At 60.8% G+C, this 20,634-nt stretch carries 16 protein-coding genes; 10 read left to right on the top strand and 6 right to left on the bottom strand.

Features of this window, described 5'->3' with window-relative positions; all coding sequences use genetic code 11:
* Positions 1–36 precede the first annotated feature (36 nt).
* Positions 37–1,197 (bottom strand): exo-alpha-sialidase, encoded by a 1,161-nt coding sequence (locus ACO08A_RS27555; protein WP_422039042.1) that lies wholly within the window; start codon positions 1,195–1,197, stop codon positions 37–39.
* A gap of 177 nt (positions 1,198–1,374) precedes the next feature.
* Between ACO08A_RS27555 and ACO08A_RS27550 the strand changes: the two genes are divergently transcribed.
* Positions 1,375–2,271, top strand: coding sequence for an amidohydrolase family protein (locus ACO08A_RS27550; RefSeq protein WP_422039041.1), 897 nt, complete (start codon positions 1,375–1,377; stop codon positions 2,269–2,271).
* Positions 2,272–2,304: 33 nt separating this feature from the next.
* On the opposite strand, the gene purN is transcribed toward ACO08A_RS27550, so the two are convergent.
* On the bottom strand, positions 2,305–2,955 hold the full coding sequence (gene purN / locus ACO08A_RS27545) for a phosphoribosylglycinamide formyltransferase (RefSeq protein WP_422039040.1): 651 nt from the start codon (positions 2,953–2,955) through the stop codon (positions 2,305–2,307).
* Positions 2,952–4,034 carry a phosphoribosylformylglycinamidine cyclo-ligase gene (purM, locus tag ACO08A_RS27540; RefSeq protein ID WP_422039039.1) on the bottom strand — a complete coding sequence of 361 codons (1,083 nt, stop codon included), beginning with the start codon at positions 4,032–4,034 and terminating at the stop codon, positions 2,952–2,954. Before purM ends, purN begins: the two co-directional genes overlap by 4 nt.
* Before the next feature lie 255 nt (positions 4,035–4,289).
* On the opposite strand from purM, the gene ACO08A_RS27535 reads away from it, so the two are divergent.
* From ACO08A_RS27535 to ACO08A_RS27520, 4 genes are all read left to right on the top strand, one after another.
* Positions 4,290–5,375 carry an AI-2E family transporter gene (locus ACO08A_RS27535; RefSeq protein WP_422039038.1) on the top strand — a complete coding sequence of 362 codons (1,086 nt, stop codon included), beginning with the start codon at positions 4,290–4,292 and terminating at the stop codon, positions 5,373–5,375.
* An 11-nt stretch (positions 5,376–5,386) separates the two neighbouring features.
* Positions 5,387–6,067 (top strand): AAA family ATPase, encoded by a 681-nt coding sequence (locus ACO08A_RS27530; protein WP_422039036.1) that lies wholly within the window; start codon positions 5,387–5,389, stop codon positions 6,065–6,067.
* Positions 6,068–6,258: 191 nt separating this feature from the next.
* Complete coding sequence (locus tag ACO08A_RS27525) at positions 6,259–8,385, top strand: RNA degradosome polyphosphate kinase (RefSeq protein WP_422041826.1); 2,127 nt, start codon at positions 6,259–6,261, stop codon at positions 8,383–8,385.
* 1 nt (position 8,386) lies between these two features.
* Entirely contained in the window at positions 8,387–9,907 is a 1,521-nt protein-coding gene (locus ACO08A_RS27520) for an exopolyphosphatase (RefSeq protein WP_422039034.1), read from the top strand.
* A 10-nt stretch (positions 9,908–9,917) separates the two neighbouring features.
* On the opposite strand, the gene rnd is transcribed toward ACO08A_RS27520, so the two are convergent.
* Positions 9,918–11,105: a ribonuclease D gene (rnd, locus tag ACO08A_RS27515; RefSeq protein WP_422039033.1), complete on the bottom strand. Its 1,188-nt coding sequence runs from the start codon at positions 11,103–11,105 to the stop codon at positions 9,918–9,920.
* Between the two features lie 143 nt (positions 11,106–11,248).
* On the opposite strand from rnd, the gene ACO08A_RS27510 reads away from it, so the two are divergent.
* From ACO08A_RS27510 to ACO08A_RS27500, 3 genes are all read left to right on the top strand, one after another.
* Entirely contained in the window at positions 11,249–11,875 is a 627-nt protein-coding gene (locus ACO08A_RS27510; protein WP_422039032.1) for an AAA family ATPase, read from the top strand.
* A gap of 231 nt (positions 11,876–12,106) precedes the next feature.
* Entirely contained in the window at positions 12,107–13,888 is a 1,782-nt protein-coding gene (gene aspS, locus ACO08A_RS27505) for an aspartate--tRNA ligase (protein WP_421982625.1), read from the top strand.
* A 98-nt stretch (positions 13,889–13,986) separates the two neighbouring features.
* Positions 13,987–15,792 (top strand): ABC transporter ATP-binding protein, encoded by a 1,806-nt coding sequence (locus ACO08A_RS27500; RefSeq protein WP_422039031.1) that lies wholly within the window; start codon positions 13,987–13,989, stop codon positions 15,790–15,792.
* Positions 15,793–15,859: 67 nt separating this feature from the next.
* On the opposite strand, the gene ACO08A_RS27495 is transcribed toward ACO08A_RS27500, so the two are convergent.
* On the bottom strand, positions 15,860–17,029 hold the full coding sequence (locus ACO08A_RS27495) for a hypothetical protein (RefSeq protein WP_422039030.1): 1,170 nt from the start codon (positions 17,027–17,029) through the stop codon (positions 15,860–15,862).
* Positions 17,030–17,151: 122 nt separating this feature from the next.
* Positions 17,152–18,051, bottom strand: a complete 900-nt coding sequence (locus ACO08A_RS27490; RefSeq protein WP_422039029.1) for a sugar kinase — start codon at positions 18,049–18,051, stop codon at positions 17,152–17,154.
* A gap of 157 nt (positions 18,052–18,208) precedes the next feature.
* On the opposite strand from ACO08A_RS27490, the gene ACO08A_RS27485 reads away from it, so the two are divergent.
* Both ACO08A_RS27485 and ACO08A_RS27480 read left to right on the top strand, forming a co-directional pair.
* A complete protein-coding gene (locus ACO08A_RS27485) occupies positions 18,209–19,852 on the top strand; it encodes an EAL domain-containing protein (RefSeq protein ID WP_422039028.1) in 1,644 nt (547 codons plus the stop codon).
* Positions 19,853–20,023: 171 nt separating this feature from the next.
* A complete protein-coding gene (locus ACO08A_RS27480) occupies positions 20,024–20,581 on the top strand; it encodes a TetR/AcrR family transcriptional regulator (RefSeq protein WP_422039027.1) in 558 nt (185 codons plus the stop codon).
* The last annotated feature ends 53 nt before the right edge of the window (positions 20,582–20,634 follow it).

Below are 20,634 nucleotides of genomic sequence, written 5' to 3'. Positions count from 1 at the left end.
CTCCGAAGTCTGGCTTCCAGCTAAATTTGAACCGCTCTAGTTCAGGTCGAGCACCTCGACGGAAAGGATCGTCGGCAGGTGCCGTGTAAGTTCGGTCCAGTTCTCGCCTTCATCGAAGCTCGCGTAGAGCGAGCCGGAATTCGTTCCGAAATAAAGACCTGCCGGATCCCTCCCGTCACCGGCCATGGCCTGACGAAGGACGGTGAAGAAACACGCCTCTTGCGGCAAGCCAGCGCGCTTCGCCTGCCAGCTGCGCCCCCCGTCGGAGGACTTCCAGACTGCTGCCGCCGCATCCGGCGGGAACCGGCCGACGGCGTCGCCGTTGAGGGGGAAGGTCCAGATGGTCTGGGGATCGCGCGGATGCACCCGGATCGGGAAGCCGAATGTCGACGGCAGGCCCTCATTGATGCTGTCCCAGCTGCGGCCGCCGTCGGACGAGCGCCAGACACCGTGATGGTTCTGCTGGTAGAGCAGATCACTGTCGCCCGGTGCGCGCATCATGTTGTGCACGCAATGGCCTGTCTCTCCGTCCCTGGGTCCGGCCGGATGGCTGTGCCCCTCACAGGCGGCCGCGTTCGAGAGGCGGTTGCGCCGCTCCCAGCTTGCGCCCGCATCTTCTGTCGCAAAGACCCCCGCTGCGGATATCCCGACCCAGAGCTTTCCCGGGGTCGCCGGATCATCGACAATCGTATGCAGGACAAGACCGGCTGCGCCCGGGTTCCAGCTTTCGGCGGAAGGATGGTTCGTGAGGCTCTCGAGGGCTTGAAAACTCTTGCCACCGTCGTCGCTTTTCAAGAGCGCGGCAGGTTTGGTGCCGGCATAAAGCGTTCCGTGCGAGAGGCGGAGTGACCATATCTGGGAAAAACGGTCGGTAAAGGGAAGCGGATCGTCAGACCAGCCGATCGTCCCGGCGAATTCCGGGTCCATCGCCGCCCAGTCGTCGATTGTTCCCTTGGTGAGCTTTGTCAGCTCCCAGTTGTCTCCGCCGTCACCGGAGCGCCAGACACCGGCCCCGTTCCAGTCGCCGCCGCCGGCGGCCCAGAGTTGCCCGGTGTCAGGGTCGCCGATCACGTGATTGATCGGCCAGCCGTCGCAATAGGGGCCCTTGACGGTCCAATCCGTTCGATCCCGGCCTCCGGCAACAAGAAACGCACCCTTGGTCGTGCCGATAAGGACTGTCAGATCTCCGGAACGCATCACGAGGCCTCCTCAAAACCATCGTGAAATCTATCATGGAACACGCACGGGAACCCATTTGAATGCGATTTTCGATGCGCAAGTCGCGAAAAACATCAATTTATTGTTCAGAATAGTAGAAAAGTCGATTTTTTTATGTAGCTTGAGTGGACGTATCGGAAATTGGAAAGGTTTCTAATGTCAGACTTCCGCTTCAAACGCCCGGGTCTTGTCGGCCTCACGGTTGCGCTGTCGATGTCTTCGGCACTTGCCGACGGAGACCATGCGCCGATCGGCGACGAGGTTTGGAACCTGCCCTTGTTCGATGCACATGTGCACTACAAGGAACCGGCATGGGACCGATATCCCGTCAGCAGCATCGTGGAACTCATGGACAAGAACGGCGTTGCCATGGCGCTCGTATCCTCCACGCCCGACGAGGGAACGATCATGCTGTGGGAATATGCACCGAACAGGATCGTTCCCGAGCTTCGGCCGTACCACGGTGCAGCCGGGTCGTCGAACTGGACCAAGGCGGAGGGCATGGACGCCTATCTGGAGGGCCGGCTCGAAAGCTACCCTCACGAGGGCATCGGAGAGTTTCATATCCGTCAGCTGGACATGTCCGACGAAGCCCTGTTCCGCAAGATCATTGCGATGGCGAAGCAGCGGGACATCTACCTGCATGTTCATTCGGGAACCGAGCCGATCCGCTGGCTCTATGGTCTTGATCCGGAGGTGAAGATCATCTGGGCGCACGCTGGACTGGGGACGCCGGCGCCGGAGGTCTATGCGTTGATGGACGAATTCCCCGAGCTCCTCGCGGACACGTCTTTGCGCGAATACAGCATTCTCGGCCGCGGCGAAAACCTTGATCCGCAATGGCTTGAAATCATTTTCGATTTCCAGGACAGGCTGATGATCGGCAGTGACACCTGGGTCAACAGCCAGTGGGACAGCTATTCCGAGATCATGACGATGAACAGGTTATGGCTGTCGAAGCTGCCGAGGGAGGTCGCGGAGAAAATTGCCTACAGGAACGCGGAGCGCTACTTCGGCCGCGAGATCTCAATGGAGCAGATCGGCACCAAGTAAGCGCTTGGAGCGAGGGGCCAGGCGAAGCTCGACTTAGCCCGGCCAGACCAGCTGAAGCTCGGATCCGCTGGCAGCCCCGGTCAGTACACGGGCTCCGGTCACCTTGGTCTTGCCCGTTGCGACCAGCTCGAGCGCCTTGGGATAGATCCGGTGTTCGACTTCCAGAACGCGCGCCGCAAGCGTTTCGGCCGTGTCGTGGTCGAGAACGGGAACCGCGCCCTGAACGATGATCGGGCCGTCATCCATTTCCGCCGAAACGAAGTGAACCGTGGCCCCGTGGAGCTTCACGCCTTCGTCCAGTGCCCGCTCATGGGTGGCAAGACCCTTGAAGGAGGGCAGGAGAGCCGGATGAATGTTGATCATGCGGCCCGACCAGGCATTCACCAGGTAGGGTGTCAGGATGCGCATGAAGCCCGCGAGCGTGACCAGCTCGATCCGATGCTCCTTGAGAACGGCGTCGATTGCCTTTTCAAACGCCTCCCGGTCTCCCGCGAACCCGGTATGGTCGACGACCGCTGTCGGAATTCCGAACTCCGCCGCCCGCTCCAGTCCCTTCGCATCCGGACGGTTCGAGACGACCAGCGCGATTTCGGCAGGGTAGGAGGGTTCCATGGCTGCGGAAATCAGAGCGCCCATGTTCGAGCCGCGACCGGAAATGAGGACGGCTGTGCGTTTGCGGCTCATTCGGACAATCCGAGAGTGTTGTCGAAGAGGACGGGCGTATCCCCGGCCGTTTCGATCGTTCCGATAATTGCGACGGTTTCGCCGTTGTCCTGCAGCACCCGGCAAACCGCATCGACGTCTTCCTTCGCGACGGCGACCACCATCCCGATGCCGCAATTGAAAGTGCGCAGCATTTCGCTTTCGGCAACACCACCGGTCTGCGCGAGCCAGGAGAACACCGCGGGGGGAGTGATCTTCGAAAGGTCGATGCGGGCCGAGCAGTTGTCCGGCAACACGCGCGGCAGGTTCTCAGGCAGGCCGCCGCCGGTGATATGCGCCAGCGCCTTGATGCCGCCCGTTTCCTTCAGGGCCGCCAGAAGCGGTTTGACATAGATCCGTGTCGGCTCCATCAGAACGTCGCCGAGCGACTTGCCCGTTTCAAAGGGAGCGCTGTCGGACCAGGAAAGCCCGGCAAGTTCCATGATCTTGCGCACCATCGAATAGCCGTTCGAGTGCACACCGGACGATGCCAGCCCGAGAAGCACATCACCGGCCTCGACATCGCTGCGCGGCAGGATCTGGCCGCGTTCGACAGCACCCACCGAAAAGCCGGCGAGATCATAGTCGCCGTCACCGTACATGCCCGGCATCTCGGCCGTTTCGCCGCCGATCAGCGCGGCGCCTGCCATTTTGCAACCATCCGCGATGCCGGCGACAACGTCGCTCGCCGTGTCGACATCGAGCGCACCGGTCGCAAAATAGTCGAGAAAAAACAGGGGCTCGGCGCCCTGAACCACGAGATCGTTGACGCACATGGCAACGAGATCGATACCGACGGTGCGGTGCTGACCGGTTTCGATCGCGATCTTCAGTTTTGTTCCGACGCCGTCATTCGCGGCCACCAGGATCGGGTCGGCAAAGCCTGCGCGCTTTAGGTCGAACAGGCCTCCAAATCCGCCGATGTCGCTGTCCGCGCCGGGCCGGGACGTTGCTTTGACCAGCGGTTTGATCCGGTCGACCAGGGCGTTTCCCGCGTCGATGTCGACGCCGGCGTCGGCATAGGTCAGGCCATTGCTTCCTTCGGCTTTGGACGGGCTCATGGCTGCTCCAGATGTTCGATTGCGTGTTTGGCGGCGAATGACCCAGGGCGCGGACCCTAGTGATTTCCCTGCCGCGCATACAGCCTTGCGCCGTTTTTCACAAGGGCCGCACGGCCTGTTCACCTTCAAATCCACCTCTTGACCGGGGAATGCCCGACAACCTATGAGCAATGCGCGGGAAAAATGCGTATCTTGTCATGTATAGTACCGCAAATTTTTCGAGGCCATTCCCGGTCCCTGTCCGGAGGAACATTTATGACTTTGCGCCGTCAGGTTCAGTTCTGGTTGCTTTCCCTGGCCGTTTTCTGCGTTTTTCTCTACATTTTCTCCGGCGTGCTCCTGCCTTTCGTGGCGGGAATGGCCGTTGCCTACCTGCTCGACCCCGTGTGCGATCGCCTTGAGCGGCTCGGCATGGACCGCCTCTGGGCGACCCTGACGATCTTGTTTTCGTTCATACTTGTCCTCGTCCTGTTTTTTGTTCTGCTGTTGCCGGTGCTCGGCAATCAGCTCGCCTCGTTTCTGGAAAATTTCCCCGATCTCGTGCGCAGGCTCCAGGTCCTGCTGCAGAAGTATTTTCCCGCGAATCTCGCGAGCCTTGCCGGCTTGTCACCCGAAGATCTGCAGTCTTCGATGACCGACCTCATCGGGCAGGGGGCGTCCTTTGTCGGCAAACTGGCGCAATCGATCTGGAGCGGGGGGCAGGCGCTGCTGTCGATCCTGTCGCTTTTCGTGATCACGCCTGTCGTCGCCTTTTACCTGCTGCTGGACTGGGATCACATGGTGGAGCGGATCGACAGCTGGATCCCGCGGGACCACCTTGAGGAAATCCGCGGTCTGGCCAGGGAAATGGATGCGGCCGTTGCCGGCTTTGTGCGCGGGCAGGTGTCCGTATGTGTCATTCTGGGCATTTTCTACGCGGTATCGCTGGCGCTCGTCGGGCTGAATTTCGGGCTTCTGATCGGTATGGTCGCCGGACTCGTCAGTTTCATTCCTTTCGTCGGAGCGGCACTCGGATTCGTCTTGTCCATCGGCGTTGCACTCGTCCAGTTCTGGCCGGACTGGCCCTGGATCCTGGTCGTGGGCGCGGTTTTTGCCGTCGGCCAGTTCCTGGAAGGAAACATTCTGCAACCGAAGCTGGTCGGGGAAAGCACGGGCCTCCATCCGGTGACGCTGATGTTTGCGCTTTTTGCCTTTGGTTTTCTGTTCGGCTTTGTGGGCATGCTGATCGCCGTGCCGGCAGCGGCGATGATCGGAGTGCTTGCGCGCTTCGGGCTGAGGCAGTACCTAGCGAGCCCGGTCTACAAGGGAACGGCCCCTTCTTCGACCGTGAGTGAAGAGTAGGTGACGGGATAATGGCGGAACCACCGCGCCAGTTGCCTTTGGAGCTGCCGCACGAGGCAGCGCTCGGACGTGAAGACTATCTCGTTGGCGCGTCCAACAAGGCCGCATATGAGCTTCTGGAAAGATGGCCGGACTGGCCGTCTCCGGTGGTTGTTCTCGCCGGTCCGGTGGGGTCCGGCAAGACGCACCTTGTCGAGGCATTCAGGGACGAAACGGCAGCAAGCGTTGTTGCGGCTCCGGACCTTGCCGAACACATGGTTGATTCATTGGCCGAAGCCCCGGCGGCCGTGGTTGAAAATGCGCATATCGGTGTTGACGATACCGCCCTGTTCCATCTCCTCAACGCGTCGCGGCAGGCCGGCAAGACCGTCCTGATCACCAGCCGCACCTGGCCGGTGAGCTGGAGGCTTTCGCTGCCCGATCTGATGTCCCGCTTGCGCGCGGCCACGCCGGTTGAAATCCTCGAGCCCGACGACGATCTTCTGCGCCGCGTTCTCGTCAAACTGTTTGCCGACCGGCAGATCTCGGTGGACATCGGGGTCGTGGATTACCTCGTCGTGCGCATGGAACGGTCCCTGGACGTTGCCATGCGCGCGGTTGAAGCAATCGACCAGGAGGCGCTGGCGGGACGTGTCAAAATAACCAAGCCGCTTGCCGGGCGCGTGCTTGAAGATGTGCATAAGGGACGCTGAGGGCACGCGGTGCGACATTGGTTTCATTTGCCTTGTGCGCTCATCGTGTTACTGACATCTCAAGGGTCCACGGCGCGGGTATCCACGGCCTGAATCTGAGGGGAAGTAACTTGAACGAAACAACCGACCTTTCAGATGTTTTCGCGGCCTCCTCCGATCTGCGCGGCGAGAGCCGGGAACCTGAAGCCGACATGGCGCGGGTGTCCGATCGCTACATGAACCGGGAGCTTTCCTGGCTTCAGTTCAACTTGCGCGTCCTGGAAGAGGCGATGAACCAGAACCACCCTCTTCTGGAACGGGTGAGGTTCCTGTCGATTTCCGCGAACAACCTGGATGAGTTTTTCATGGTGCGGGTCGCCGGGCTCCGCGGCCAGCAGCGCGCCGAAGTGACCAACCTCTCCGACGACGGGCTGACCCCCACCGAGCAGCTTGAAAGGATCAGCGAGGCCGTGCGCGATCTTCAGGCCTCGCAGCAACGGATCTGGGAAGAGCTGCGCGGAGAGATCGCCGACAAGGGGATCAAGATCCTTCACGGCGACACGATTGATGACGCCGACAGGGCGTGGCTGCAGGACTACTTCCTTGCTTATGTGTTTCCGGTCCTGACGCCGCTTGCCATCGACCCGGCGCATCCGTTCCCCTTCATACCCAATCTCGGCTTCTCCATCGTTTTCGAACTGGTCCCGACATCGGGCGGGCGCGGAATGATCGCGCTTTTGAGAATCCCGAACCAGGTCGAACGGTTCGTACGTTTGCCAAAGGGAGGCGACGGCGCGGCGCGGTTCATTGCCATTGAGCGCGTCGTCAGCATGTTCATCGGCAGGCTGTTTCCTGGATACGAGATCAGGGGCAAGGGCGCGTTCCGCGTCATTCGCGACAGCGACCTGGAAATCGAGGAGGAGGCCGAGGACCTCGTGCGCCTGTTCGAGAGCGCGCTCAAGCGACGGCGCCGGGGCTCGGTGATCCGTCTGGAGATCCAAGAGACGACGCCGCCGGCGCTGCAGGAATTCGTGGCTGATGCGCTGGATGTCAGCGAAAGCGAGATCTTCCAGGCAAAGGGCCTGCTAGCGCTCAACAACCTGTCGCAGATCGTCGATCTGGAACGCCAGGACCTCAAGTTCGAGCCATACACCGCCCGTTTTCCCGAGCGCATCCGGGAACACGGCGGCGACTGTCTCGCGGCCATCCACCAGAAGGACATCATCGTTCATCACCCGTACGAATCCTTCGACGTCGTGGTGCAGTACCTTCGGCAGGCCGCGCGGGATCCTGACGTCGTTGCAATAAAACAGACGCTCTACCGCACCTCCAACAACTCGCCCATCGTCAAGGCCCTTGCGGAAGCGGCAGAAGCCGGCAAGTCCGTGACGGCGCTGGTGGAGCTCAAGGCGCGGTTCGACGAGGAAGCCAACATCAAGTGGGCGCGCGATCTGGAACGGGCGGGTGTTCAGGTCGTCTTCGGGTTCATCGAACTGAAAACCCACTCCAAGCTGTCCATGGTGATCAAGCGCGAGCACGGCCAGCTCAAGACCTACTGCCACATCGGAACCGGCAACTATCACCCCATTACGGCACGCATCTACGAGGATCTGTCCTTCTTTACGGATGACCCCGGCATTGCCGAAGATGCGGCAAGGGTCTTCAATTTCATCACCGGTTACGCTGAACCGGATGAACTCAACCACCTGCTCGTCTCGCCGGTCAACTTGCGCCAGCGGATGCTGGAATTGACCGAGGCGGAGATCCAGCATGCGCGTGAAGGAAGGCCGGCGCAGATCTGGATGAAGATGAATTCGCTTGTCGACCACGAGATCATCGACGCGCTTTACCGCGCCAGCCAGGCCGGTGTTCAGATCGATCTGGTGATCCGCGGCATATGCTGCCTCCGGCCCGGAATCGAAGGACTGTCGGACAACATCCGGGTCAAGTCGATCGTCGGGCGCTTTCTCGAACACTCGCGGATCTTCTGCTTCGGAAACGGACATGGTCTGCCGTCACCGGAGGCGTATGTCTATATCGGCTCGGCCGACCTGATGCCGCGAAACATTGACCGGAGGGTGGAGGTCCTGTCACCGCTGCTCACCGCCACGGTGCACGAACAGGTCCTCGACCAGATTATGGTCGCTAACCTGAAGGACAACCAGCAGAGCTGGCGCATTCTCGCCGACGGTAGCCACGAACGCATCGTTCCCGGTCCGAACGAAGAACCTTTCAACGCACACCGGTATTTCATGACCAACCCGTCACTTTCCGGCCGCGGAAAGTCCCTGAAGAGCGATCGCCCCAAGCCGTTCCTGAAGCGGCAAAAACGAGGATGACATGAAGAGCCAGTTCAAGCCGGCACGCGGCCGGCTCAACGGGACGGGGCCGGTAGCGGTCGTCGATATCGGCTCCAACTCCGTGCGCCTGGTGATTTACGAGCGCAAGGCCCGCACACCCACGATGCTTTTCAACGAGAAGCTCCTCGCGGGGCTGGGAAGAGGGGTCGCGGCCACGGGACAGCTTGCCACGGAGTCCGTGGATCTCGCGCTCGGCGAACTGGTCCGCTTCAAGGCACTGATCGAGCATACCGGTTGCAAGGAGCTCTATGTCGTCGCGACGGCGGCGGCACGCGACGCGGAAAACGGGCCGGAATTCGTGACCGAGGTGGAACGCATTCTGGAGGCGCCCGTTCGGATCCTGAACGGCAGCGAGGAAGCCTACTATTCGGCTCTTGGCGTCGTTGCCGGTTTCTGGCAGCCGCGCGGCATCGTCGGCGATATGGGCGGCGGCAGCCTTGAACTCGTCGAGATAGGTGAAAAGAAACCGGGGGGAGGCGCAACCTTTCCCCTCGGCGGCCTGCGTCTGTCGGAAGAAGCGGGCGGCTCCATCGAGAAGGCGCGCGAGATCACCGAGGCAGCGCTGAAGACCTATGAATGGCCCGATCTTGCGCCGGGTGAACGCACCTTCTTTGCCGTCGGGGGAACGTGGCGGTCTCTCGGCAGATTGCACCTGATGCAGAACGACTATCCTTTGCACGTGATGCACAATTACGAGATGGATGCCGACGAAGCGATCGCCTTCTGCCGGGCGATTTCCGTTCCCAATCTGGAAAACATCGACATGGCGGAGGTTGTTTCCAAGCAGAGGCGTCCGCTGGTGCCGATCGGCGCCGTGGTGCTTGAACAGGTCCTGACCGCCATGAAGGCCGAGCGGCTGATGTTCTCCGCGACCGGTGTGCGCGAGGGCCTCCTGCACGAAAAGCTGTCGCCGGAGATGCAGGCCAAAGATCCTGTCATCGAGGCGGCACGCGAACTGTGTGAGCTGCGGGCGCGCTCACCTCAGCACGCCATCGAGCTGATCGACTGGACGGACGCGCTCTTTCGGGAGCTGCAAATCGAGGAGACGGCGAACGAAAAACGGCTGCGGCACGCGGCCTGTCTCCTGTCGGACATCGGATGGCGCGCGCATCCGGACTACCGCGGCGAGCAGAGCCTCAACATCATCTCCAACGCCTCTTTCGTGGGTCTTGATCACGCCAGCCGCGCCTACCTGGCCGCCGCCGTTTTCTACCGGCATCAGGGATTGCGGGAAGGGGCCTTGTCCCAGGTCATCCGCCAGCTGTTCACCGACCGTCTCAGGATACGGGCCAAGGTGCTTGGTGCCACCTTGCGCGTCGCTTCTCTGCTGAGCGCGTCCATGGCCGGGCTGCTCCCGAAGATAGGGGTTGCGGCTACGGAAACCGGCCTTGCGATCGAACTGACCAGCGATCTTGCGAACCTTGACGGAGAACGTCTGCGCAAACGCGCAGCGCAACTCGGCAAGGTAATCGATGCAGACGTCGTCCTGAAGGTCACTTGAGGAAGAGCGGCTATTCGGCAGCTTGTGTTTTCAGTTCATCCTGGCTGGCGGACTGCGGCAGGGCCACGATCTGGCGATTCTGGAATGCAAGCGCGACTTCACCGCGCTTCAGCTTCAGCGCCAGCTCACCGAACAGTTCGCGGCGCCAGCCTTTCATGGCCGCGACATCGGCATCGTCGCTCGCCGCAATTTTTTCCAGATCGTCGACCGTTGCGATCACCTTGGCAGCGACACCGTTTGCCTCGCTGACCATCTTGAGAAGCACTTTCAGGAGGTCTACCGCGGCCGCCGAACCGTCGGGTGCCTGCCGTCCCTTAGGCAGTTTGGGCAAGTTTTCCCGCGGCATTTTCAGGGCGCGCCGGATGGCCTTCAGGATTTCGTCCGCCGACTTGGACCGTTCGAACCCGCGCGGGATCGTCCTCAGGCGGCTGATCGCCCCGGGGTCCTGCGGCTGCTGGGCCGCCAGTTCGTATATGGCATCGTCCTTGATCACGCGGTTACGCGGCACGTTCCGTTCCTGCGCCTCGCGCTCGCGCCAGGCGGCGATTTCCATCATGACGGCGAGTTCGATCGGCTTGCGCACACGCAGCTTGAGCCGTTTCCATGCATGGTCCGGGTCAGCTCGGTAGGTTCCCACGGAGGTCAGCACCTCCATTTCGTCGCGCACCCAGTGGCTGCGGTTCTGCTCCGCAAGATTGGCCTTCAGGAACTGATAGGCGTCCCGCAGATGGGTGACGTCTGCAAGGGCGTAGTCGAGCTGTTTGTTCGTGAGCGGGCGGCGCGCCCAGTCCGTGAACCGGGAAGACTTGTCGATTCGCGCCCCGGTGACCTTGTAGATCAGCTGATCGTAGGAAATGGAATCTCCGAAGCCGCATACCATCGCGGCAACCTGCGTATCGAACAGGGGCGCGGGGATAAGTTCACCCAGATGGTAGATGATCTCGATGTCCTGGCGTGCGGCATGGAAGACCTTGGTGACGCTGTCGTCCCGCATGAGAGCGAAGAAGGGGGCAAGGTCCAGGCCTTCTGACAGGGCGTCCACGATGAAGGCCATGTCGGGACCGGCCATCTGGATCACGCACAGTTTGGGCCAGAAGGTGGTTTCCCGGAGGAATTCCGTGTCGACCGTTACGTAGTCGTGGGCGGCAAGACGCTGGCAGGCTTCGGCGAGATCTTTTGTTTTTGTAATCACATGCATGGTGAGACACAGCTATAACGGAGTTCGGCCGCTTTGTCGCCACGAAATGGAGAGTTTGGAACATTCTCCTCTTGTAGAAGCGCAATGAGTGCGCCTATGTTGAGAGGGGCTAAAATGGTTTCCCAAGAAGCAGGAGATGCCGGATGCGCAAAATACTTGTGGTGAATTCCAAGGGGGGATGCGGGAAAACCACCATCGCCACGAATCTTGCCGTCGCACTCGCTGCACGCGGTGAGGACGTTGCGCTTGCGGATGCCGACCGGCAGAAATCCAGTCTTTCCTGGGTGAAGCGGCGTCCGAGGAATCTCGTGAAAATCGTGGCATTGAACTGGAGCAAGGAGGGCAACATCGGTGACATGGACAAGGAACTGGACGCCGTCGTGATCGACGGACCCGGCGGTCTGCGCTCCGAGCTTGCCAAGAACCTGATCGCCGAGGCATCGGACATCATCGTTCCCGTCCTGGCCTCCGCGTTCGACTGGAGCGCCACGCTGAAGTTTCTGGACAACATCTCCGACATCAAGAAGGTCAGGAAGGGCAAGGCGGATATTCACGTTGTCGCCAACCGCATCAACCGGCGCTCGACCCAGGTGGCCGACCTGGAGCAGACCTTGTCAAAAAAGGGCTATCCGCTGCTCGCCCGGATTTCCGACCGCGTCCTCTACGCGCGCCACGCCGCGAACGGGACGGGCGTGTTCGACAGTTCGGACGCCAAGGCCCACGAGGTGAGGGGCCAGTGGCATACCCTGCTGCAGGCCGTGGATTCGTAGGTCGCCGGTCAGCATCAATCGGCCTTGAGAACCATCGTAGGCGTCTTGCGCACCGGGACCGCAATCATTCTTCGAATTCGGCGTAGCTGCCATTTGCGCGGGGATCGGCAAGCCTCGTCAGACACGCTCCCTTGACTTTCGCTCCGCAACATGGCTTGTGCAGCCGGACACGGCCTGCCTTCGGTGGGCCGTAATGATTTTTCATGCCAAGAAGAACGCCGAGGAATTAGAATGCACCCCTACCGTAGTCACACGTGCGGTGATCTCCGTCTGTCCGACGAAGGCCAGACCATCCGTCTTTCCGGTTGGGTCCACAGGGTCCGCGATCACGGCGGGGTGCTGTTCATCGATCTGCGCGACCATTACGGCGTGACGCAATGCGTGGTGGACCCGGATTCCGACGCCTTTTCCCTGGCCGAGAGCGTGCGTTCCGAATGGTGCATCCGCATTGACGGCAACGTGAAGAAACGGACCGACGAAACCATCAATCCGGAGTTGCCGACGGGCGAAGTCGAGATTTTCATCCGCGAGATGGAAGTGCTCGGCGCTGCCAAGGAATTGCCGCTGCCGGTGTTCGGTGATCTGGACTACCCGGAAGAAGTCCGTCTGAAGTACCGCTTTCTCGACCTGCGGCGCGAGAAACTGCACAACAACATGATGCTTCGCTCGGAGGTGATCCGGGACATTCGTGACCGCATGTGGTCCATCGGATTCAACGAGTTCCAGACCCCGATCATCACGGCGTCGTCGCCGGAAGGCGCGCGCGATTTTCTCGTGCCGTCGCGCCTGCATCCCGGCAAGTTCTACGCGCTGCCGCAGGCGCCGCAGCAGTTCAAGCAGCTGCTGATGGTTTCCGGCTTCGACAAGTATTTCCAGATCGCGCCCTGTTTCCGCGATGAGGACCCGCGCGCCGATCGCTCGCCGACGGATTTTTATCAGCTCGACATGGAAATGTCCTTCGTCACCCAGCAGGATGTCTTCGACACGATCGAGCCCGTGCTGGCAGGCTGTTTCGAGAAATTCGGCGGTGGCCGCCCGGTCAACCGCGACTGGCCGCAGATTGCTTACAAGGACTCCGCACTCTGGTACGGAACCGACAAGCCCGATCTCCGGAACCCGATCAAGATGCAGATCGTTTCCGAACACTTTGCCGGCTCCGGCTTCGCCATCTTCGCAAACCTTCTGGAGCAACCCGGAACCGAGATCCGCGCAATCCCGGCGCCCAAGGGCGGCAGCCGGAAGTTCTGCGACCGGATGAACAAGTTCGCACAGGGCGAAGGCCTTCCGGGCATGGGCTACATCTTCTGGCGCAAGGCGGAAGACGGTTCGATGGAAGCGGCCGGCCCGCTTGCCAAGAACATCGGTCCGGAGCGGACCGAAGCGATCCGCACCCAGCTCGGGCTGGAAGTCGGCGATGCCGCCTTCTTCCTCGGCGGCAAGCCGAAACAGTTCGAGGCGGTGGCCGCAAAGGCGCGCGTGATCATCGGCGAGGAACTCGGCCACACGGACAAGGACCGGTTCGAATTTGCCTGGATTGTTGATTTTCCGATCTACGAAAAAGACGACGAAACAGGCGAAATCGACTTCGAGCACAATCCGTTCTCCATGCCGCAGGGCGGAATGGAAGCGCTTGATGGTGATCCGCTCGAGGTCAAGGGCTGGCAGTATGATCTGTCCTGCAACGGCAACGAGCTGGTTTCGGGCGCGATCCGGAACCACAAGCCGGAAATCATGTACAAGGCCTTCGAAATTGCCGGCTATCCCGCCGAAGAGGTCGACAAGCGTTTCGGCGGCATGGTGACGGCGTTTCAGTACGGCGCGCCTCCGCATGGCGGCTGCGCGGCCGGCATCGACAGGATCGTGATGCTTCTCGCCAATGAGGCCAACATTCGTGAAGTGATGCTCTTCCCGATGAACCAGAAGGCCGAAGATCTCATGATGGGCGCGCCGAGCGATCCGACCGCGGCGCAGCTGCGCGAGCTTCATTTGCGGCTGAACCTTCCCGAAGAGTGAGCGCAGCGATCCGGCCCGTATACGATTGAGACGAATTCGCGTGTTACGATGACCGTGGGTTCACATGATGAGTCTCATTTGCCGAGGCGATGAAACCGATGGAGACACAACGTTTCGTGCGCAATCCGTTCAAATCCAAGACCTGGACCGACCCGAAAGGAACGGTCCAGCTGATCAAGCGCGTTCTGAGCGAAAACTTCCGGACATACATTCCGAAATACCTTCTGGCATTCGTGTTCATGGGCGTGATTGCCGCAACGACGGCGGCCAGCGCATGGATCATGCGGGATGTCGTGAACGAGGTGTTCGTGAACAAGGACGCGCAAATGGTCTACGTGATCGGTGCGGTCGTCTTTTTCATTTTCACGCTGAAAGGGGTCGCGACCTACGGCCAGATCGTCGTCCTTGCACGCGTCGGCAATGAAATCGTCACGGATCTGCGCCGGCGCATGTTCACGATACTCCTGCGTCAGAACCAGGCCTATTTCGACAGGCATACCCTTGCGGAGATAGGGGTTCAGGTCGGCCAGGGCGTCGGTGCGGTCAAGACAACGCTCGACATGATCGTGACGACCCTTGGCAGGGACGTGCTGACGATCATCGGTCTCGCGGTTGTCATGGCGGTGCAGAACCCGCTTCTGAGCCTGTTCGCGCTTGTCACGATGCCGCCGGCCGTGATCGGCGTGACCTTTCTCATTCGCAGGGTCAAGGAATACGTGAAGCGCCAGGTGGTCTCGAACGCCAAGGTCAGCACCGTCATGCAGGAAACCGTTCTGGGTGTCCGGGATGTGCGCGCGTTCGGCATGGAACCGGTGATGCTGGACAAGATGGAAGTCGGCCTCCAGGAAGTGAAGAAGCAATCGAACAAGATTGCCTCCCTGACCGCCAGGACGTCGCCCCTGATGGACACGCTCGGCGGCGTCGCGATCTCGCTCGTGATCTTTTATGGCGGCTATTCCGTCATCGAACTCGATCAGGACCCGGGGGCCTTGTTCTCCTTCATCACTGCGTTGCTGCTGGCCTATGATCCGGCGCGGCGCCTGGCGCGGCTGAACGTCAACCTGGGCAAACAGGTCGTCGGTCTGCGCATCATGTACGACCTTGTCGACCGCAAGCCCGATCATGAAGATGCGCCCGATGCACCCGACATCGTTCTGGATGCCGCACAGGTGGAATTCCGAGACGTGGAGTTCTCCTATGGCGACAGCGCAGCGCTTCACAACACCAGCTTCGTGGCCGAGGCCGGAAAGATGACGGCTCTGGTCGGAGCGTCCGGCGCGGGCAAGTCGACGGTCTTTTCGCTGCTGGAACGCTTTTACGACCCGCAGTCCGGCGAGATCCTGATCGACGGGCAGAACATCAGGAACGTGACGCAGCGCTCGTTGCGCGAATGCATTGCTTTCGTGGGCCAGGATCCTTTCCTGTTCAACAACAGCATTCGCGACAACATTGCCGTCGGCAAGCCCGGCTGCTCGCAGGAAGAGATCGAGGCCGCCGCGCGGTCCGCCAACGCGCATGACTTCATCATGGCGCTGCCGGAAGGCTACGACACAAGGGCAGGACAGAGCGGAAGCAACCTGTCCGGCGGGCAGAAACAGCGCGTTGCCATCGCGCGGGCGATGCTGCGGGATGCGCCGATCCTGTTGCTTGACGAAGCAACGTCCGCGCTTGATGCCGAATCCGAGGCGACCATACAGTCGGCGCTTGAAAAACTGATGGAAGACCGGACCACTCTGGTCATTGCGCACCGGCTGAGCACCGTGCGCCACGCCCACCGGATCCACGTCATGGACAAGGGCAGGGTCCTTGAGAGCGGCACCCACAACGAGCTCTTCGAGCATGACGGGATCTACCGGCGCCTGTGCGAACTTCAATTCCAGGACAAGACGGAAGCTGCCGAGTAATCTCCTTGTCCGCAAAACGAAAAAAGGCCCGGGAACAACCCGGGCCTTTTCATTTCAGCTAGACCGGCTACTGGTTGGCCGCAATGCCGACGGACAGGATCTGCGGGATCATCTGCGGGGCCAGCATCGCCGTTCCCATCACTTGTGAAAACGGCACCGGAGCGCCGGGCGCCGCCGTGATTTCGAGCGACCCGGGTGCATTCAGGTAATCCGTGACGGCCTTGGCAACCTGGCCTTCGAGGTCCTTGTTCTGCAACATGCCCAGCATCAGGGGCAGGCTGCCCGTCAAGCCACCGACATAGGTCGGCACATCGACGCCTGACTTCTTTGCTTCCTGCTCCAGGATGCGTCCCGTCAGCGAGGCATCGTCGAGGCGGATCTTGGCATTCACCACAGACACGTTCTGAAGCAGTCCCATGGCTTCTTCCGGCTTGTCCGACTTTGCTTCCAGCTGTTCCACGACGTCGCGTGTCACGCCGCCGAGAGAAAGGGAGAGCGTCAGGCTGGCGGCATCCTTGGCATCGATCTTGAGTTCCGGAATGTCGATGGTCGCGGCATCGACGTCCCATTTGCCGGACGCGGTCACGTCGAGGGACAGTGTTTCGTAGCCAAGATCGGAGAGCGTCTTCGCCTCCTCGACCTCAAGCTCTTTCACGTCGACGACGGCACCGTTCAGGGCAAAGCTCCCGGAGGTCGGCAGATCGCCGTCCATGCTGTCGATCGTGGACGTGATCGATTGAATGTCTGCTACCTTTCCGTCCTCATCCTGAATCTGGATGGACTTGATTTCGACTGTCCGGTAGCCCGGACCTGACGGCGACGTCTTGGCGGCCGCCTCGGCAGGTGAGGGAAGCACAAGCTGGGTCGCGTCGAGCGTGCCGACCGACATGCCGCCGTCATCCGCCTTCAGTTCAAGGGATTCCAGGCCGAGGCTCTCGAGCTTGAGGCGGCCATTGTCCAGAATCTCGCCGCCGCCGAGCATCGTCCTGGCAATCGTCACCTTGCCGTCCCCTCCGTCCGCGACGACGAGCTGTTCGATCGTGACCGTGTCACCCGAAGCGTCGACGGCACCGTAACTCTCGACGGTTCCCTCCTGCGCATCCACGACGGACAGGAAGGCGTCGGCGACCTCGTTGCCGGTCGGGTCGAAGGCGAGGGCGGGGACGGTTTGAAGTGTGATCAGGCTGACGGCGGTGCACAGGCCGAGCGCAAATCGGGGCGAGGGGGAAAACATCATATAAAACTCCACCATGAAAAGGCGGGCACACTCTGCTTGATGTTTCGTGCCGAGGCAAGGCCGTTGCAGTCTCAATCCAAGATGTGCCAAACAGCGGCTCTTTGCGCCCGCTCCCCGTTCCGCTAGGCGGCTGCCTTTTCCTGAAATTCTTCCTTGGCGCGCTCGACATCCTGGAGCGACGGCAGGCTGGCCTCGTTCCCCAGATGCTGGATCGCGTGTGTCGAGGCGGCGCGGGCGAACTCGAAATGCGCATTCCAGCTGCGTTCCGGGTGGTTGAGGTAGGAGGCGATATAGGCTCCGTGGAAGACGTCGCCGGCTCCGTTGGAATCGACGACTTTCTGCAACGGAACGTCGAGTGCGGGCAAGATCTTGTCCGTACCTCCTGCTTCGTACCAGACGGTGCCGTGTTCTCCGAGTGTCACGGCGCCGACCGGGCAGTTTTTCGATCGAAGATATTGCAGCGTTTCGCCTGTCGACTTTCCAAGTTGCTGGCAGAACCTCTCCGAGACAACGGCGATATCGATATGGTTGAGCAACTCGTCGGTGTTTTCCCGAACCGCCCCCCCGTCAAGTGATGTCAGGATGCCGAGGTTCTTGCAGGTCGCCGCGTAGTGATGGGCCGCATCGGGCATGTGCCCGTCCAGATGCAAGGCCTTCATGCCGGTCAGCGTGAGGGGCGGGAAGGGATGGAGGAAGTCGTTGTCGCGGCAACGCACGATCGCCCTTTTGCCGGATTTCGGCATGATGAAGGAAAGTGAGGAGTCGCGCACCTTGCGGCCATGGACCGAAATCCCGTAGGCCGCCGCCATGTCCAGGAACATGCGCGCCAGCCAGTCGTCCGCGAGCGAACACAGGACATCCGGACGGCCGCCCAGCTTTGCGCAGCAAAACGCCGCCGTCACGGCATTGCCGCCGAAGCTGATCGCATAGTCCCGGGCGATCGTCTTCTCGTCGCCGGTCGGAAGCTGATCGGTCAAAAAGGTAACGTCGATATAGGCTTGGCCGATAAACAGTGCCTGCATGAGCAACTCCCGTTTTCCCGTGGAACGTTTCGTATCGGCACTTAATCACGTGCCCGGTCCGTTCAGCCTTGATCTGGATGAAACACCAACACATTCAGTCCTTGTTTACCCAGATCGGCCATGGTCAGGAAGAGTTTATTGGCCAACAGGTACAGAATTGTCCTTCCGGTATCTAGGTTTCGCGAAAACGGTCCTGATCGCCCTCGTTCTGGCGACAACGCCGCTGTTCGCGATCAACATCATTTTGAACCAGTTTGCCGAGCGCCGGGCGTTGACCGAGATGGAAGCCATGGGCGAGGTGTCGATCCACCGCGCGGAGGAGGCCATCAGCAGCACCGTGAGCTTGCTGCAGAGGCTCGACCGCGACGGCGTGCAGACCTGCAGCGCGGAAGACCGGGTCATCTTCGAGAGACTGATCATTGAAAACGGCATGATCGATGCCCTTGGTCTCGTGGACTCCAAGGGGCAGCGCATGTGCATTGTTCCGGACCGCGAACTCGCCGGCAAGATCATTCTTCCTCCGGTGCGCACCGATGGGCCGCTGGTCGGCATCGGCATGCTGGACCGGGACTATCTGGGCGCCAGGGCGGCGGTGATCAGCTGGGACCTGAAGGACCAGACAAGGCTGTTCGCGGAAGTCACGCCGGCCGTGATCGCGATGGATCCCGGACCGGAATACCTGCGGTCCTACAGGCGTGCCGAGCTGCGCCTCGGCGACAACCTGCTCTGGTACAATGTCGGCGGCTACAATTCCGAAGGCTCCGGACAGGAAAGCACCCTTTCGGTGGATGTCATGTCGGAGCTCTATCCGCTCGTGGCCACGATCACCGCTCCAAAGAGCGCGGCCGCGCACGTCGTCAAGGATCTGAAGGTGGTCGCGGCTGCGGCATGCGCCGGCATCGCGGTGCTGTTCGTCGCGATCGGTGTGTGGCTGTCCTGGCGGCCGGAGAGCGAAGCCAACGACGAATTCGTGGCGGCAATCCGCAACGGCGAATTCATCCCGTTCTATCAGCCGGTCATGGATATCGAAACGCTGCGTCTGCGCGGCTGTGAGGTTCTGATGCGCTGGCGGCGTCCGAACGGAACGATCGTGTCTCCGGGCCAGTTCATGGCCTATGCGGAAAACAACGGCCACATTTTCGATATGACGCGGCACATCATGCGCCTGTCTTCGGAGGAAGTGGGAGATCTCTACGGGGAGAACCCGGACTTCAAGCTTTCGATCAATCTGTTCGCCGGACACTTCCTGGATCGTGAAGTGGTCGCCGACATCAAGTCCATATTCGAGAACTCGAAAATCTCGTTCCAGCAGATTGTCGTGGAAGTCACCGAACGCCATCCGCTCGAGGACATGGAACTCGCGCGCAAGATCATGGCGGAACTCCAGGCGCTCGGCGTCCGCGTGGCGCTGGACGACGTCGGAACCGGACACGGCGGCATGGCGTATCTGCAGAAGCTCGGTGTCGATATCATCAAGATCGACAAGATGTTCATCGACACGATCAGCTCCGACGACAACTCCACGACGATCGTGGACTCCATGGTCGAACTTGCCGACAACCTGGGCATGGGCATTATCGCGGAAGGTGTCGAGCAGGAAGAGCAGATCGAGCGTCTGCTTGAACTCGGTGTCACGGCGGCTCAGGGCTATTTCTTCGCAGCGCCGATGCCGGCCGATGAATTCATTGCCTTCTCCGAGCGCATGGAACGAGAAGCGCTCGAACGCACACGTCTCGCCGCCGAAGCCGCGGCCGCCGAAGAGGCGGCAAGCGAGGCGGCAATGTCCAACGCGGCGGCCTGACGACCGCAAGGCCCAGGCCGCTCCGGCTTTTCCCGATCATTTCCCTGATCACATCCCGCTGATCCCCGGTGACGTCACATCACAATTGGCGGAGCCTGGACAAAAACACTTGTCTGTACCGGCTGGACGGTTTATGTAAGCTACGACTTTACTGACCAGACGGTTTAGAAAATGACGGCACGTGCTTCAAGACATTCTCCGGATTCCAAGGCGGACATCCTGACGGCCGCGATCGAGGTTATTCGCCGCTCCGGCGCGCAGAGCTTCACGATCGACGCGGTTGCCGAGGAAAGCGGATTTTCCAAAGGGGGCGTTCTTTACAATTTTCCGACCAAGGATGCCCTCATCACCGGAATGGTGGAGTTCCTCGGTGGACAGTTCGAAACCGACGTTCTTGCCGCGCGGGCGGCAAACCTCGGCTCGAAATCACCCACGCTCAGCGGCATGATCGATGTCACCGAACGGTGGCTGGAAACCAGGCGCGACGTGGCGCAGGCGATTCTTGCAACGACGGTAGACCGTCCCGAGCTGACAGAACCGTTCTTGAAGGTGAAGCGCCGATTCAAGGCGGCAATTGCGGATGAAACGGATGAGTTCGGCAAAGCCATGGCAATCTGGTCCAGCCTCGAGGGGATGCATTTTTCGGTCGCGCATTGCGTGTCGATCCTTGATGACCATGAACGGGCCAAGGTGCTGAGCGAACTCAGAAACCACCTCGAACAAGACTAGAGACACTCTCGCGGGACAGGCTGCAATGGCGCAGCGGACGGCGACGAGGCGCA

Origin of the sequence: Roseibium sp., from assembly GCF_965232425.1 — a bacterium.
Lineage (GTDB): Bacteria > Pseudomonadota > Alphaproteobacteria > Rhizobiales > Stappiaceae > Roseibium.
This window is presented reverse-complemented; position numbering and strand designations above follow the sequence as displayed.

Excerpts from the sequence above, each read along its gene's own strand:
- ACO08A_RS27555 (WP_422039042.1), bottom strand. The coding sequence starts at position 1,197 with ATGCGTTCCGGAGATCTGACAGTCCTTATCGGCACGACCAAGGGTGCG.
- purM (WP_422039039.1), bottom strand. The coding sequence starts at position 4,034 with ATGAGCCCGTCCAAAGCCGAAGGAAGCAATGGCCTGACCTATGCCGAC.
- ACO08A_RS27530 (WP_422039036.1), top strand. The coding sequence starts at position 5,387 with ATGGCGGAACCACCGCGCCAGTTGCCTTTGGAGCTGCCGCACGAGGCA.
- ACO08A_RS27490 (WP_422039029.1), bottom strand. The coding sequence starts at position 18,051 with ATGCAGGCACTGTTTATCGGCCAAGCCTATATCGACGTTACCTTTTTG.
- ACO08A_RS27500 (WP_422039031.1), top strand. The coding sequence starts at position 13,987 with ATGGAGACACAACGTTTCGTGCGCAATCCGTTCAAATCCAAGACCTGG.
- ACO08A_RS27550 (WP_422039041.1), top strand. The coding sequence starts at position 1,375 with ATGTCAGACTTCCGCTTCAAACGCCCGGGTCTTGTCGGCCTCACGGTT.
- rnd (WP_422039033.1), bottom strand. The coding sequence starts at position 11,105 with ATGCATGTGATTACAAAAACAAAAGATCTCGCCGAAGCCTGCCAGCGT.
- ACO08A_RS27535 (WP_422039038.1), top strand. The coding sequence starts at position 4,290 with ATGACTTTGCGCCGTCAGGTTCAGTTCTGGTTGCTTTCCCTGGCCGTT.
- ACO08A_RS27525 (WP_422041826.1), top strand. The coding sequence starts at position 6,259 with ATGGCGCGGGTGTCCGATCGCTACATGAACCGGGAGCTTTCCTGGCTT.
- ACO08A_RS27495 (WP_422039030.1), bottom strand. The coding sequence starts at position 17,029 with ATGATGTTTTCCCCCTCGCCCCGATTTGCGCTCGGCCTGTGCACCGCC.
- aspS (WP_421982625.1), top strand. The coding sequence starts at position 12,107 with ATGCACCCCTACCGTAGTCACACGTGCGGTGATCTCCGTCTGTCCGAC.
- purN (WP_422039040.1), bottom strand. The coding sequence starts at position 2,955 with ATGAGCCGCAAACGCACAGCCGTCCTCATTTCCGGTCGCGGCTCGAAC.
- ACO08A_RS27510 (WP_422039032.1), top strand. The coding sequence starts at position 11,249 with ATGCGCAAAATACTTGTGGTGAATTCCAAGGGGGGATGCGGGAAAACC.
- ACO08A_RS27520 (WP_422039034.1), top strand. The coding sequence starts at position 8,387 with ATGAAGAGCCAGTTCAAGCCGGCACGCGGCCGGCTCAACGGGACGGGG.
- ACO08A_RS27480 (WP_422039027.1), top strand. The coding sequence starts at position 20,024 with ATGACGGCACGTGCTTCAAGACATTCTCCGGATTCCAAGGCGGACATC.